Here is a 14,939-nt window from a genome sequence, read left to right on the forward strand (position 1 = left end):
ACTATAGAATAAAAACAAGCAACAATAAATATTTAAGTGATTATATGGAAAGCTTTATTCCTTAATTTTAAACACATTTACTTCTTTTAATAATTCACTAGTTAATCCACCTAAATCCGTAGCCGTTCTTGCTACCTCTTCTGCTGAAAAATTCATTTCCTGTGAAGAAGCTGCTATTTGTTCTGATGAAGCAGATGTCTCCTCAGCAATAGATGATGCTCCTACTATCTTTTCAAATATACTATTCTTCTCTTCATCTATAGATGTTGCTGATTTATTTAAAGCATTTATCTTAGGTACTATTTCTTCAATAGATATAATAATATTTTCAAAAGAATCCAATGAATCCTTTATTACATAGGAAGAATCTTTTAACTCTTTATCTATATGTCCAGTAGATTGTACAATATTTTTAGTCTCTTTTGATATTTCACTTATGAGGACACTTATATTGTTTGATGACTTTTTACTTTGCTCTGCTAATTTTCTTATTTCCTCTGCAACTACTGCAAACCCCTTGCCGGACTCCCCTGCTCTTGCAGCTTCAATTGCCGCATTTAATGAAAGTAAATTTGTTTGCTCGGATATATTATTTATAAGTATAGTTATCTCGTCTATTTTATTTATATTTTTACCCAAACTGTCTATCTTCCCTACAAAATTTTCAAAGGATTGTTCTACATATTCAAAGGAACCCTCTAAGTTTTTCATCTTATTGCTGCTTCCATTGGCAGTAGTAGCAATTTCATTTGAAACATTGTTCACTTCATTTAATCTATTAACCATTTCTTTAATGTTGTTGTCAAATCTATCTAATATACTAATTATGCCCACTAAATTTTCCGCTTGCTCCCCAGTACCCTTTGCCACACCATTTATAGCAGTTGATATATTTTCAGAGGAAGATGCCATTTCCTCTGAAACTGCACTTAAATTCTCACATGATGCATTTATTAAATTGCTTTTCTCCTTTAAGCTTTTTATAATATTTCCAAAATTATTTATTGTATTTTGTATGTACATTTTCATTTTTTCAAATTCATTTCTTCCATCTTCTTTAAGTTCTAAATCTAAATTTCCTGAGGACATTTCCTTTAATGTACAATCTATTTCTTTTAAAAATCTTTTGAAATTCTTCACAGTGCCCATGGATAATGAAGCAAAAATTATTATACAAGAAGCTATAATTATTAGAAGTATAGCTCTATTGCTAGTAAATATTTCATTACTTTCCCTCTTATGTTTTTCTGCCAATTTAATATTGTAATCTTGAAAGTCATTTAAAAAACTTTCTATTTGCATCCCCATTTCTGTTATTTTATCTGCTTCTTCTTTTGATAAAGGACTCCCTCCTTTAGAGGACATAACGGATTTTTTTGCTATGTCTAAATAAGTTTTATAACTCTCCTCAAAAGTCTTTAGATATTTTAATTGTGTTTCATCAGAATTAGACTTGTACTCATTAATGTTTTTCATTATTTTCTTATCACTTTCATCTATGCGGCTCATATATTTTTCATCAAAATTTAAATCCGCATTTGCACAGTTTAGTCTTATTAACACAAAATTTTCTCTTATTTCAGATATGTTAGTGATAGGAATCAACCCATCTTCATAGATAGCTAAAGCATTATTGTTGATTCTAGCTATACCAGTTACGCCATATGCCCCAATAATCAAGTTAGAGATTATCGCAATAATTGACAAAATTATCATAGTAGTAGATACTTTCAAATTCTTAAATAATTTTTTCAATTTACTCCCTCCCCAAAATGTTTTAACAATATACTGCAATAAATTGATTATATTACCAAATACTCTTTAAACAAATTATACCATGTTTATCTGCATTTCTCATTGTTTTTTTCAGAATATTTTATATTATTATATTCTTTTATCATTTTTTCCTCGTAACATTTTAATATATTTTATAATTTAATTTTAAATTATATTAATTTATTTTTAATATATCTTTGAAATATATTAAATTTATGATATAATATTCTAGATTTTGTAAAAATATAGAATGTATATTTATTATGGAAATCAAAATTTAAATTAATATATAATTAATTATTTAAAGGAGGAAAATTTATGGACGAGCAAAAAGCACTAAATTCTATAAAAAATGCATGGATGTGGGCAACTTTTTCTAGTTCTGTAATGTTTATTTTATTTATATTATCTCAAGTAGGCCTTATGGATGTGTACATGAACTATTTGATCATTATTGATATTCTTATGGTATTGGGACTTGCATTTGGAGTATATAAAAAGAGTAGAGTGTGTGCAATATTACTATTTATTTACTTTATAATAGACAAAATTATTATGATAATTTCCCAAGGAAGGGTTACTGGTACTGTATGGTTAATTATAGCTGGTGGAATTTATATACAAGGAATAAGAGGAACATTTTATTATCATAAAAATATGAAAGATAAAGAAAATACATCAATAGAATTTTATTAAAATTTATCCCAGGTCTAATCTTTTAGTAAATTCATATTTTTATTTTATAACTGTTTATAATTTAGAAAAAAAGTTAAAAAGCAAAGGAGATTCTATGAGTAAAAAAACTTATAATATTTTTGCGATAATTTTACTGTGTTCAATATTTTTAGCGGGTTGTTCTAGTAGTAATTCCCCTAAGAATAATAACTTCTCTGGCTCTTACGAGAAGGATATACAAACTTTTCAATCATCTTTTGTAAAAAAAGCTCCTTCAATTGATGAATATGAAAATTCAACTCCTCCATCATATGTTTCACAAGTTGAATATGAGTCTAATGGATTAAAACTAAAGGCATGGGTTTTAAATGACCCAAAGGATGGTTATAAATATCCTGCTGTGGTTTTCATGCATGGCGGCTTTGCATTTGATGAAATTGATTGGGCTGTTGCAGAGGACTATATTGATCGCGGCTATGTAGTTATGACGCCTATGGTTCGTGGTGAAAATGGGAATCCAGGTAATTTTGAATACTTTTATGGTGAAGTAAAGGATTGTATAGCTGCTGGAAAATATTTGGCCAAGCTTCCTTATGTTGATGAGAATAATATATTTTTAATGGGCCATAGTGCAGGAGGCTCTTTAGGAGTTTTAGCATCATTAACAGATTCACCATACAAAGCCATTGCTACTAACGGTGCATCCTATGGTACTGAAATTTATTTTGAGCAAAGAAAAGAACGTATACCATTTGAATATAATGAAGACGAAATACATATACGTTCATCTTATGAATATGCAAATAGTATAAAAACACCTGTTTATTCCTTCGTGGGTAAAGACGATGTAGGAATAATGTACTTATCAAAACAATTTGAAAAGCAAGCAAAAAAATTTGATGTACCATATAAACTAATAGTTATAGATGGAGATCATAATGACTCCCTATATGAAGCTATACAGTTAAGTGCAGATATATTTGATTCATATGTGGAAAAGAAATAGAGTGGCTTGCCACTCTATTTCTCAGCTTATTCAAAAAATCCTTATTATATTTTAAATTTTTCCGTTTCTTCATTAAGTTTTTCTGCTACTTCTTTTAGATCAAAAGAAAAACTAGATAATTCAGAAGCTCCTGCAGTCATCTCCTCTGCTGAAGCTGCAATCTCCTCTGAAGCTGCAGCATTTTTCTCAGATACTAAAGATATAGTTTTTACCTTTTCTAATACTATTTCCTTAGATTCTACAGTGTTTTCAACAGATTTATATAAATCATCTATTAGAGGAGCTATACCAACTACAGAATTTAACATATCATTTAAAGATACTTTAGTGTTTTCAGCTATGCCTGTCTGATCCTCTACAAGATTTTTAACACTATTAGAGGTTTCCATTACATTGTCAGTTTCATTTTTTATATTATGTACTAAACCTTGAATTTCAGAAATAGAGTTCTTTGATTGCTCCGCCAAATTTCTAACTTGATCTGCCACTACAGCAAAACCTCTTCCTGCCTCACCAGCCCTAGCCGCTTCTATAGCCGCATTTAAAGCTAAAAGATTTGTTTGTTCTGATATATTATTTATAACATCAGTTATACTTCCTATCTTTAACACACTAATATTTAATCCACTAATCTTATTGGAAACTACATCAAAAGCATCTTTTATATTTTCTATAGATTTTAATAAATTATCTATTTCTTCTTTTCCTACTCTAGCTTTATTTTCTGTCTCATTAGAATTATTTTTTATAATAACTATTTTTTCATGAATATTTTGAAGCTCTTCAGATAAATTAGCCATATAATTTACGGTTTCCATCAAATCTCCTGTTTGTTCTGAAGATCCCTGTGCTATATCCTGTACTGCTAAAGCTACCTCTGAAGTAATATTAGTCATTTTATCTGCATTGTCATTTAAGCTTCGAGATCCAATATTTACTTTATCACTTTCATTTTTTATAATGCCTATAGTATGTTTTAAGCTATAACACATCTCTTTAAAGCCTTTTGCTAAAATTCCTAATTCATCATCATTTTTAACATTAATCTCTACATCGAATTCACCTTTAGATACTCTTTCTGATACCTGAACCAGATCATTAATAGGACTAATAATACTTTTAGATACAGATATCATAATTAATGCTAATAAAATAAAACATATTATAGATATTACAATTATAATGGTTCCCATTTCTTTTATAGCATTTTGTACATTTTCCATAGAAAGTCCTATATTCAATGCCCCTATATGAACTCCAGATTTATATAAAGGAACTAATACATCATAAACCTCTATACTATCTTTATATAGAATAGTTGAAGAATATGGTTCACTGTCTACCGCTGCAGTCTTACTACCTATATCATCTACGGTGTTGCCAATTCTATCCCTCTCACTATGAGCGGTAATTTTTAAATTCTTATCTATAATCAATGCATACTCCATACCTTCATCTTTTGCCAAATCATCCAATAGCTTTTGTAAATCCATGCTATTGCTCATTTCTTCAATTTTATTGGCGAGCATACCTATTTGTATAACCCCTCCGCCATTTTTCTTAACATATCCATATTTATAATAATTATTATCATCTACACTTTTCCTTATGTCCTCCATGAATTCATCTTTCTCACCTTTTATAATACGGAGAACCATCTCTTGATCATTATAGCTAGTATTTATAATAGCAGGTATATTAGAATATATAACCTTTCCTGATGCATCTGATACATTAATTTCATCTATATTAAAGGTTTTTGCTACATCTTTTAGATAGTCATTATTCATAGATGATATATTCCCATTTACTAATTTACCTATATTTCTAATATTATCTTCTACAATTTTATTTAATTCAGTTAAGATTTCTTCATTTTTCCCAATATCATTGGATACTTGCTTTGCTAAATTCATACCATCCATTCTCATCTGATCCATTATCTTTCTCTTAGATACATTTATTGCTGCACCTGATAATATGGAAATTATGATTAGCATTATAACTAATGGTGTCATTAAGGTTTTAGATTTAATAGATTTTTTGTTACTTTTATTTTTTATTAGCTTTATTTTCTTCACTGCGCCTTTCAACCTCCTCATAAAATATCAACTTTTTCATCTAACTACTCCTTTCTTTAATACTTATATTGTCGAATAAAATACAAATATTTTTAATAATAGTTTCATATTTTGACATTTTATGCTGTATTTTTTATTTGTATTAAAAATTTTTTCGGAAGTTTTGAAAAAAATGGTTAGTATGCGAACAATTCACTTCCCCCTTAAAAACTAATTAATCACCTATAAATTATTCCAAAAAGAAATTGTATACAATTTTCTTTATTTAGTAATTATATTAAATTTACGGAATAGTATTTAAGAGAAAAATAAAAATTGGGGGGATTAAAATGAAGAAAACTTTAACCAAAATAGCAAGTATCGCTTTATTAACATTTTCCATGGTACTGACGGGTCTTTCAACAAATGTTAGGGCTGTAGGGGAAAAAGAAAACACTCAACAAAGTGTGGAAGTAACTCCTGATAAAGAAGACATAAGATCTACAGAAGATATAATAAATTTACCTAAAATAGAAGAGATGAATAATCTAATAGACCTGGAAAAAGAAGAATTTAACCAAGAAGATGTTAATGAAATAGCTCCACTAGAGTTTCCAAAACTTAATGCTCTGAATATGACACAAGCTAACAATTATCCCATCATTCTAGTTCATGGTTTTATGGGATTTGGAAGAGAGGAATTGTTATCATACAAATATTGGGGAGGAGTAGTAGATCTTCAAGAAGAGTTAATTACTTCAGGCTATGAAACCTATACAGCAACAGTAGGTCCAGTATCTAGTAACTGGGATAGAGCCTGCGAACTTTATGCTTACATAGTGGGTGGAACAGTAGATTACGGCGAAGCTCACGCTAAAAAATTTGGACATAATAGATATGGTAGAACATATCCAGGTTTATACAAAAACATAAGTAATGAAAATAAAATACATTTAATAGGCCACAGTATGGGTGGACAAACTATACGTACACTTACCCAACTATTAAGTGAAGGTAGTAAAGATGAAATAAATTGCGGACAAGAAAATATTTCCCCATTATTTGAAGGAGGAAAACACTGGGTTCATAGTGTTACCACTATATCCACACCTAATGATGGAACAACTTTTGCAGATTTAATTCCAGCAATAGATTTATTAAGTACTGCATTTGGTGTATTAGGAACAATAACAGGTACAAATGATTTCTTTAGTTCATTATATGATTTTAAATTAGATCAGTGGGGACTAAATAAACAAGAAGATGAATCTCAACTTGATTATATAAAAAAAGTTTTAGAAAGCGATATCTGGGATAGCACAACAGATATCGCAACCTATGATTTATCAACAAAGGGTGCACAGGAGCTTAATTCATGGGTAAAGGCTCAACCAAATGTATATTATTTTTCTTGGACAACCCAAGCCACTATAGAATCAATACTTACTGGTAACTCTCTAGCACAAATTGGTCCAATGAATCCGTTGTTTTATGTAACAGCAAACTTAATGGGTAGATATACACGTAACGAAGAAGGTCTTCCTACTATTGATAATAAATGGTTTCCAAATGATGGTGTTGTAAATTGCATCAGTCAAAGTGGGCCAAAATTAGGCTCCCATGATGTTATTGAACAATATAATGGTGGAGCTAAAATTGGTCAATGGAATGCAATGCCTCTAATTATAAACACGGATCATATGGATATAGTAGGTACATTTAGTAACGTTAAAGACTGGTATATTAATTATGCAAACGTTTTAACTAATTTAGCAAAATAAATATGTAAATTTTAAAAGAAGCATTATATACAATATTGAAATAAGACTAGCTTATTATGCTTACAGTAAGCTAGTCTTTTACCTAAGGCATTTTTTAAATTTAGTACATTATTTTAAAGCCATTATCATTAATTATTTTATCTACTATTTCTTCTAATGTAAATTTACCATTTACTTGAGTAATATCATATTCACCTACATAATATATATTAGCATTACCTATGCCATATGTACTGCTCATAATTTCTATCATTTCTTCCTTGCTATTCAAAATACTTTCCCTATGCATTTTATAGACCATTGTAGCTGTAGTTAATTGATAGGGTTCCCTTTTATTATGATTCTTTAATATATAATCTACTAGTTGAATAACCTTACTTCTTGTAGCCAAATCGTTGCTAAAGAATATATATTTAATATCATCTGCTAAATATGGTATGCTTGTAAGTATTATGATACAAATAAAAATTAATTCTTCTGCTAAGCTGTCATGTTCCTGTTTATTACTTCTGGCCTCATTAAAAAACCTTGAAAAAAGTTCTAATTTACCAGGATTATTACCTTTTATTTTCACTTTTAAAGAGGTATCCATACCTTCTAATATCTGGTAAACTTTACCTTTATGCTTGCTAACTTCTTTTACTGCATATCCTAACAATAAATTTAATTCTTCATTACTTTTGCTAAAAACTTCTTTCAAGCAATCATACACGTATTCTTCATCAAACAATAAAATTTTTACTCCATTATTGTACAATTCCTTGAAATATTCTATTTGTACTTCATTAACTTCAAAAGAATTTGGACTTAACTCCATTAAAACTGTTCTAGTAAGTATTATGGTTGCGTTCTTACTTTTTAAATAGTCAATAATATATTTTCTATTTTTAGAATTAGAGTGATGTTGAATAGAACAAGTATCATAGAAAAAACATTTTTCAGAATTAAAAATACATTTTATAACTTCAACTTTATTAACTACAAGATAATTCTTAAAATCATTAAAATTAAAGGGGATTTCTGTATATTTTTTATTCATCTTTCCCCTCTAGTTTAATTTCATTATAGAATAGTTCTATATTTTTTTGAATGTTTTTAAAATCGTATTCTGAAATCAACTGCTTTTTCAGAAGATATTCCCCTTCTTTTTTTATAATATTAAAAATGTGTCCCATCTCATCTTTTAAAGTTGGAGTTAATATTTCCTTATCAATCCACAATTCATCAAACAGTTTTTCAACATCATTCATTTCTAATTCTAAAAAGTTATTTAATCCTTTCAAATCATCATTTCCAAAAATATTTAACTCAAACAATCTTAATAATACCGCCACATATGGTGAATTAAAATAATTCATCAATTTTATGATAGTATAAAGTGTATCTTCACTATCGTTATTATATAATTCATACATTTTTTTAAATTCATATTCAGGCATTAATAAATTAGCTGCAAACAAATTAGCTTTACATTCATTTTCATCGCCAGTATATTCATGATTAAAATATACTTCTCTTCTTTCATTAATATAATCTGGTGTACCTTTTATGATATGGTAAAGGTCATGACAAAAAGAAAAATACATCTTACTTCTAGGTTGATTTGAATTTAAAAGCAAATATTTACTATATGTTGTGTCCAAATATACAGCTCCAAATTCACTATCTTTCATAGGAATTTCAAAAATCAACACATCTAGTTTTTTACCTATTTCCTTCATAATTTTAGGGATATCACCAGACCATTGAACTCTGTTATTAAACTCATTTAGTGCTTCCTTGACACTCGTTTCAAACTTTCTATTGTTTGTTATAGTTCTCTTAAATCTATTAAATTCCATAATCTAAAACCTCTAATGAATCCTTTTCTATTTTCTTGCGTACTCCTAAAATAGCATCAATGTGCTCTAAAAAATCAAAAACTTTGTTAGCTAATTCTATTTTACTTTGGTCAGGTTCTCCCATATAGAAAGCTATGGAAGATGTGTCCTTATATTCTGAGGCCTCTAGTTTTAGATTGTCCTGCATAAAATATTCTACTTCTTTACCTAGGGCTTTCGAAATCAAAATCATATCTTCGTACACAATATCTTGTTTACCATTCAATAACCTTGAAAGCTTATTTTTTTCAATTCCTGTTTGATTAACAATAAATGTTTGCTTTATTTTATAAAATGAAACGTAATCATTAATATTCTTAGTAAAATTCATCATATCTATCACTCTCCTCTTTTATATTGTATCATAATATGATATTCGTATTCAATGTTTTAATAAAATTAAAATATTTTTCTATTTTTAATAAGTTTTTAGATTTAAAAATATTATTTAATGATATTAATCATTGTAATTATATAATATGCAATCAATCAAAAATGTTATACTGTAGTTCATCTTGGGCACACATAAAAAAACAGAGCAGATTAATCTTTCTTTAACCTGCTCCATTTTGTATTTAATTATATATCTTTATATTATCGCCAATAGATATATGTATTTATGAATCCTTTTGAATCTGTTGAAACCTTATAACATCTTTTACAGTCATCTATGCTTGCTGGCTTAAGACAAGGTTCTAAACTTATTCCTTTTTTTAGAAAAAACGCAATTATTTTATTGTTTTCATCCTCAAAAACGTAACTTACATCTAAGTCAATCATTTTTACTGGATTTGCAAATATATGAAAACTATCTGTTTGTAGTGATATGATTGGCATACCTAATTCTTCTATATCTTTTTTCAATATACATTCTCCCAATTTAGAATGTAATTCTTTAATAATAGGATAATAAGATTTACGAATAAGTTCTTCTGATTCTTTTGCCACCTCTACGTCATAGGTATTTTGAATTAAATTTCTCTTTTCTAGTGCATCAATCCAAATCTTCTCATCTGCGATCAACCCAATTTTAAGAGCATTTTGCATTGTAGCTCTTGGACTTTTCACCTCAAACTCTTCCTGTTCAAGATACGCTTTCATAGTCTCCAATGCTAACTCAAAAGTATATTCAAAGCATTGTATTAAACCTTTAATTTCAAATCTATCTAACTCATCTTTTTCTATAAACTCTGTCAACTGCGCTATAGCTTTTTTATAATTAGATAATCTTTGCTGCCAGTAAATATTTTTATTCATATAAAATTGATCCCTCTCCTAATTTACTATTGAATACTCATATCAATAAAACTTATTATTTCTTCTGCAAATTTAAATCCATCCTTAACATCTTCCTCTTCTGCAATTAGTGGATCTTCTGCTGGATATCTAGTTTCAATATAATATCCATTCAATAATGCGCAATCCTTTATAAACTTTCTAAATTCTTTATCATGTGTTGATGCTTTTTCGTAAAGAATTTTAGCTCCATGTAGATCTTTTTTAGCTACTTCAGACCAATCTTTATATTTTAATGTATCAACCATAGATTGTAACTCCTTTTCTATTAATTAAGCTTGCAAAAGTAGTGGTATCTTCTTTATATTTCTCCCATTCCCCTGGTCTATAAAGAATAAAATCCACATCTCTATCATATTCTATGTTCATTAACAAATCCATTAAGGCTTCCTGCTTATCTTCATAATTTAAAATTATACATAAATCAATATCGCTATCTTCTTTAGCACACCCAGTAGCACAAGAACCAAAAAGTATTATTTTATATGGTTTATATCTATTAATTATTTGATTTTTAATGTTATCTATTTCTTCTTTAAATGGCATCATATTAATCAAACCCTTCAGAATACTATAGTCTTATTATATCCTAGTTTATGTAATGTTTAAACACTGCTTAGATAAACTTGTTAATTCTAAGATATTAAGTAAAAACCTCAGCTAAAGGCAATTACCTATAGCTGAGGTTTGATAATTTTACAATTTGAATATAATATTAATTTTTAATAATAGAACATAGATATTATTTAATAGATTCTGCAATCTTTATTAGTTCATCCTTTGAAATATTTCCTCTACCTGATAAACCATAAAGTACATTGTTATATTCCCAGTCAATAGATCTATCATCAATTATTACTGCATCTACACCATTAATCTTTACTTCTTCAACTGTTCCCTCTGTTCCATCCGCATATTTCATTTCTTCACAAGCAAATCTTTGTTGCATATAAATAGTTTTTTCTGTTTTCTCGTTAACAAACCATAAATCAATAACTTTATCGCCTATGCTTCCATCCTCTCTCTTGTAAAGTTCTGCTCTCTCAAATTTATAACCTTCTGGCAGATAAGAAGGAAGCTTAGCTTCAAAACTAAGATAATCGCTTAATTCATTAGGATCTTTTAATTCCAACATTCCTTCTTTTCTCATTTTTTCCTCTTGCTCTACAGTGATTATTTTTCCATTTGAAAGGTTAGCAATTTTTTCACCCTTTGCTGTATACATATCCTCAGCATTTTCCTTTGTAACTATTTCTATTTTATTTCCATGTTTATCGAAAATTTTACCTTTAAATTCTTCTGGAACAGGCATACTTTCCACTTTAGAACTTTCTACCTGTACAACACTTATATGCCCTAAAGATATTGTTTTTATTATTTTATCTGCTATTTCACGTGCAAATGCTGGTTTTACTAAAGAAACACTGATTACTCCTACTGCTGCAACTGATGCTATTTTAGCTATATAAGACTTTTTATTTAACTTTTTCATATTATTATCTCCTTTATTTTCATTTATATTTTTTAAAACTCTATCGAACACAGCTTCCTTATTACTGTTTTTACTAAAATCTTGCTCCACTAAAGTCTTTCCCAACTTTAAAATTTCATTGTATTCTTGGGAATTTAAGTTATTAGGATCTTCTATGCCATTAAAGTAAGCGTCTATGTCTAATGAAAATTTATCTTCAATGCTTTTTTTCTTCATGGCTACTCCCCTTTCTCCATTTCTGATTTTAATTTTTTCATTGTACGGTAAAGTATTACCCCAACATTACTTTCACTAATATTTAATATTTGTGCGATTTCCTTATTTTTTATATTTGCCCCAAATTTAAGTGCTACAATATTTCTCTCTCTTTTATTCAAAATATCCAAGGCTTTTGAAAGTTTAGCATTAGTTTCTGCTGTTACAACCATACTTTCCGGAGTTTTTTCTTTCGATACTAATTCCTTAATTGTGTCAAGAGAAAAAAATTGATGTTTCTTTAAACTTCTAAAATAATCATTTACTACATTTCTAGCTATAGCAAACACCCACACTTCAAAGGGAGCTTTTCCCTCTGAATATGTTTTAATTTTAAGCATTATTTTTTCAAAAACCTGGCTTGTTAAGTCTTCTGCTGTATAATCGCAATTAACTCGATAATATATATAGTTGTAGACTCTTTTGTAATAATTATTAAATATATTAGTAAGTTCTTCCTCTGCACATACTATTTTTTTGATTTCTCTTTCATTAAGAGAATCATTCACTGCAAGCTGCTGCATATTTAAAATTTCTTCCTTTCATTAGGCATATTCAAAAGACTAATAGATTAACTCATTTGAACTATTATTTCATTTCATATGCCTTAACTTTTTTACTTAGCTAAGTAATCTTCATATGTTAATACGCAAAACTTTCCATTCCATTACATTATAGTAAAATTAAACACACATCCCTATTTATTTTAACTTTTTAAAATAAAGTTTCATACAAAAATAAAAAATCACGCTAAATTTTCGCTTAGCGTGATTTTTATGATTAAGATAAAATCTATCTATATTTATTTTTTAAAAATTTACCCACCTTTTAATCGTTTAAAATATTCATTGAAGATCCATTTAAACTTTAATTTTTTTAACTAAGTCATCTAGTCTAGTAGCTATTTCTATTTGCTCTTCTGCTTCAGTTGTTATTTTACTCGTATTATCTGTGGTTTCATTTATACTGGATAATATTTCATCGGAACTTTCCCCACTATTATTTAAAGATTTTGATATATTTTGAATAAGCTTTGATATTTCTTCTATAGTTATATTAATTTCTTCAGACATGGCTGCGATATTCTGAGACATTTCATTTATAGACTTTACATCCTTTTCATAATTATTTCCCATTTCTAAAAATAAATCATAATCTTTTCTAACATTATTATTAATAAAATCCATAAACAGCTTAGAATTATATGATAAATTCTCAAAGGCATTCTCTACTTTTTCAATGACCTCTTGTATATTATAAACATTGGCATTAGATTGTTCTGCAAGCTTTCTTATTTCATCTGCAACCACTGCAAAACCATTTCCTGTCTCCCCTGCTCTAGCTGCTTCTATAGTTGCATTTAAAGCTAAAAGATTAGTTTGATCTGCAATATTTGCAATAGCCTCTGCCATTATTTTAATCTCTTTAACCACCTTATCATCTTCTATAGCTTCTATTATATTTTTTTCTTTTTCCTTATTTCCTTCTATAGATTCTTGTGATAATTCATTAACAGCTGTGTTTATTTCTTCAATTGAAGCTGTAATCTCTTCTGCTATATCATTATTGTCCAATATCTCATCTACTATCTTTTGAGCGTAGGCATTTATATTCTGAAGTTTTTTACTTATATTTTCTATACTATTTAACAGTACTTCACTTTGTATATTTCCCTCATTGGATTGTTTAATTATATTTTCTACCAAATCTTTAACCTTATTTTCTGCCACATCTAATTCTCTTTCTAATTCACCTAACTCATCCTTAGATTTTATATCAATTTTATAAGTTAAGTCTCCTTCCCCCACAGCTTTTGCAGATTTTAAACCTTCTTCAATGGAATTAGCTATATATTTTGATATTATTATGGATAAAACTATTGATATCCCTAATCCTAATATGATAACTATAATCATTGTAATTATTATTTTATTACATATTGCATTGTTCATTTCGTTATTTTTTTTAGCAATTTCATAGTTCATATCTATTAATTCATTTAGTAGTGTAAACATCTCTTCTCTTGATTCTTGAACTTTAGGCAGATATATATGTGCTTGTTCATATTGAAGATTTTTCATAAGCTTTATTGTATTATCTTGAACTTTTCTATATTCTAAAAACTTGTCTTTAAAATCACTCCAAAGCCCTATAGCATCAGTGGATAACGGATGTTTTTCATAATTATTCATTATCTCTATATTATCATTTTTTATTTTATTTATATTCTCAATTCTCTTCTCTATTTCTGCTTTATCTTTAATAAAAACTATTCCTTGTAATTCTGCTTTGTCATTTAATATATTTTCCATTATAAGATGCGAATTATCTATACTCTTCAAATTGTATGAATATATAGTATCAGTATTCCTATCAATTATCTTTATGCCAATTATCCCAATAACTCCTACCGCTACAATGATTATAAGCATAGATAGAGAAGATAACATTAATTTACTTCTAATCTTCATATTACTGATAAATTTCATATCAATCATCTACTCCTTTGCTAATATATAATATTAAGAAAACAACATCTAAGTTCTTCTTTTTCATATTAGATATTTCCCCCAATTAATAGGACATAACTGTCCCCCATAATGTTACATACATGTCCTATACAATAGGACAAAAATGCCCATAGAATAAATATAAGAGAATAATTAAAACTTAATAGTATATAAAAAATGGACACCTTCCTAGTCTTTTGTGTTTATA

General features: G+C 28.0%; 14 protein-coding genes. 3 read left to right on the plus strand and 11 right to left on the minus strand.

Annotated features, from left to right (window positions below):
* Positions 1 to 54: 54 nt before the first annotated feature.
* Positions 55 to 1,755: a methyl-accepting chemotaxis protein gene (locus tag KQI86_RS15565; RefSeq protein WP_246582854.1), complete on the minus strand. Its 1,701-nt coding sequence runs from the start codon at positions 1,753 to 1,755 to the stop codon at positions 55 to 57.
* Between the two features lie 339 nt (positions 1,756 to 2,094).
* Between KQI86_RS15565 and KQI86_RS15570 the strand changes: the two genes are divergently transcribed.
* Positions 2,095 to 2,472, plus strand: coding sequence for a hypothetical protein (locus KQI86_RS15570; RefSeq protein WP_216440312.1), 378 nt, complete (start codon positions 2,095 to 2,097; stop codon positions 2,470 to 2,472).
* Between the two features lie 94 nt (positions 2,473 to 2,566).
* On the plus strand, positions 2,567 to 3,457 hold the full coding sequence (locus tag KQI86_RS15575) for an alpha/beta hydrolase family protein (RefSeq protein ID WP_216440313.1): 891 nt from the start codon (positions 2,567 to 2,569) through the stop codon (positions 3,455 to 3,457).
* A 44-nt stretch (positions 3,458 to 3,501) separates the two neighbouring features.
* Here KQI86_RS15575 and KQI86_RS15580 read toward each other — a convergent pair whose 3' ends face one another.
* Entirely contained in the window at positions 3,502 to 5,538 is a 2,037-nt protein-coding gene (locus tag KQI86_RS15580) for a methyl-accepting chemotaxis protein (RefSeq protein WP_343216186.1), read from the minus strand.
* Positions 5,539 to 5,867: 329 nt separating this feature from the next.
* On the opposite strand from KQI86_RS15580, the gene KQI86_RS15585 reads away from it, so the two are divergent.
* Entirely contained in the window at positions 5,868 to 7,298 is a 1,431-nt protein-coding gene (locus tag KQI86_RS15585) for an esterase/lipase family protein (RefSeq protein WP_216440316.1), read from the plus strand.
* A gap of 100 nt (positions 7,299 to 7,398) precedes the next feature.
* Here the strand turns inward: KQI86_RS15585 and KQI86_RS15590 are convergent, their stop codons facing one another.
* The 9 genes from KQI86_RS15590 to KQI86_RS15625 all read right to left on the minus strand — a co-directional run bounded on the left by KQI86_RS15590 (position 7,399) and on the right by KQI86_RS15625 (position 14,692).
* On the minus strand, positions 7,399 to 8,337 hold the full coding sequence (locus KQI86_RS15590) for a transposase (protein WP_216440317.1): 939 nt from the start codon (positions 8,335 to 8,337) through the stop codon (positions 7,399 to 7,401).
* The gene (locus KQI86_RS15595; RefSeq protein ID WP_216440318.1) at positions 8,330 to 9,139 is read right to left on the minus strand and encodes an ImmA/IrrE family metallo-endopeptidase; all 810 of its coding nucleotides are present in this window, start codon (positions 9,137 to 9,139) and stop codon (positions 8,330 to 8,332) included. The genes KQI86_RS15590 and KQI86_RS15595 overlap by 8 nt, the downstream gene beginning before the upstream one ends.
* The gene (locus KQI86_RS15600) at positions 9,129 to 9,512 is read right to left on the minus strand and encodes a hypothetical protein (protein WP_216440319.1); all 384 of its coding nucleotides are present in this window, start codon (positions 9,510 to 9,512) and stop codon (positions 9,129 to 9,131) included. Before KQI86_RS15600 ends, KQI86_RS15595 begins: the two co-directional genes overlap by 11 nt.
* A gap of 260 nt (positions 9,513 to 9,772) precedes the next feature.
* Positions 9,773 to 10,435: a nucleotidyltransferase substrate binding protein gene (locus KQI86_RS15605; protein WP_216440320.1), complete on the minus strand. Its 663-nt coding sequence runs from the start codon at positions 10,433 to 10,435 to the stop codon at positions 9,773 to 9,775.
* 26 nt (positions 10,436 to 10,461) lie between these two features.
* On the minus strand, positions 10,462 to 10,722 hold the full coding sequence (locus KQI86_RS20230; protein WP_246582855.1) for a HEPN domain-containing protein: 261 nt from the start codon (positions 10,720 to 10,722) through the stop codon (positions 10,462 to 10,464).
* On the minus strand, positions 10,715 to 11,023 hold the full coding sequence (locus tag KQI86_RS20235) for a nucleotidyltransferase domain-containing protein (RefSeq protein WP_246582856.1): 309 nt from the start codon (positions 11,021 to 11,023) through the stop codon (positions 10,715 to 10,717). The genes KQI86_RS20230 and KQI86_RS20235 overlap by 8 nt, the downstream gene beginning before the upstream one ends.
* A 193-nt stretch (positions 11,024 to 11,216) precedes the next feature.
* A complete protein-coding gene (locus tag KQI86_RS15615) occupies positions 11,217 to 12,182 on the minus strand; it encodes a DUF4367 domain-containing protein (RefSeq protein ID WP_216440322.1) in 966 nt (321 codons plus the stop codon).
* 2 nt (positions 12,183 to 12,184) lie between these two features.
* Positions 12,185 to 12,745 (minus strand): sigma-70 family RNA polymerase sigma factor, encoded by a 561-nt coding sequence (locus tag KQI86_RS15620; RefSeq protein ID WP_216440323.1) that lies wholly within the window; start codon positions 12,743 to 12,745, stop codon positions 12,185 to 12,187.
* Positions 12,746 to 13,081: 336 nt separating this feature from the next.
* Positions 13,082 to 14,692, minus strand: a complete 1,611-nt coding sequence (locus KQI86_RS15625; RefSeq protein ID WP_216440324.1) for a HAMP domain-containing methyl-accepting chemotaxis protein — start codon at positions 14,690 to 14,692, stop codon at positions 13,082 to 13,084.
* Between the last annotated feature and the right edge of the window lie 247 nt (positions 14,693 to 14,939).

Source organism: Clostridium mobile (assembly GCF_018918285.1).
GTDB classification, from domain to species: domain Bacteria; phylum Bacillota; class Clostridia; order Clostridiales; family Clostridiaceae; genus Clostridium_AW; species Clostridium_AW mobile.

Excerpts from the sequence above, each read along its gene's own strand:
- KQI86_RS15570 (WP_216440312.1), top strand. The coding sequence starts at position 2,095 with ATGGACGAGCAAAAAGCACTAAATTCTATAAAAAATGCATGGATGTGG.
- KQI86_RS15575 (WP_216440313.1), top strand. The coding sequence starts at position 2,567 with ATGAGTAAAAAAACTTATAATATTTTTGCGATAATTTTACTGTGTTCA.
- KQI86_RS15585 (WP_216440316.1), top strand. The coding sequence starts at position 5,868 with ATGAAGAAAACTTTAACCAAAATAGCAAGTATCGCTTTATTAACATTT.
- KQI86_RS15590 (WP_216440317.1), bottom strand. The coding sequence starts at position 8,337 with ATGAATAAAAAATATACAGAAATCCCCTTTAATTTTAATGATTTTAAG.
- KQI86_RS15595 (WP_216440318.1), bottom strand. The coding sequence starts at position 9,139 with ATGGAATTTAATAGATTTAAGAGAACTATAACAAACAATAGAAAGTTT.
- KQI86_RS15600 (WP_216440319.1), bottom strand. The coding sequence starts at position 9,512 with ATGATGAATTTTACTAAGAATATTAATGATTACGTTTCATTTTATAAA.
- KQI86_RS15605 (WP_216440320.1), bottom strand. The coding sequence starts at position 10,435 with ATGAATAAAAATATTTACTGGCAGCAAAGATTATCTAATTATAAAAAA.
- KQI86_RS20230 (WP_246582855.1), bottom strand. The coding sequence starts at position 10,722 with ATGGTTGATACATTAAAATATAAAGATTGGTCTGAAGTAGCTAAAAAA.
- KQI86_RS20235 (WP_246582856.1), bottom strand. The coding sequence starts at position 11,023 with ATGATGCCATTTAAAGAAGAAATAGATAACATTAAAAATCAAATAATT.
- KQI86_RS15615 (WP_216440322.1), bottom strand. The coding sequence starts at position 12,182 with ATGAAGAAAAAAAGCATTGAAGATAAATTTTCATTAGACATAGACGCT.
- KQI86_RS15620 (WP_216440323.1), bottom strand. The coding sequence starts at position 12,745 with ATGCAGCAGCTTGCAGTGAATGATTCTCTTAATGAAAGAGAAATCAAA.
- KQI86_RS15625 (WP_216440324.1), bottom strand. The coding sequence starts at position 14,692 with ATGAAGATTAGAAGTAAATTAATGTTATCTTCTCTATCTATGCTTATA.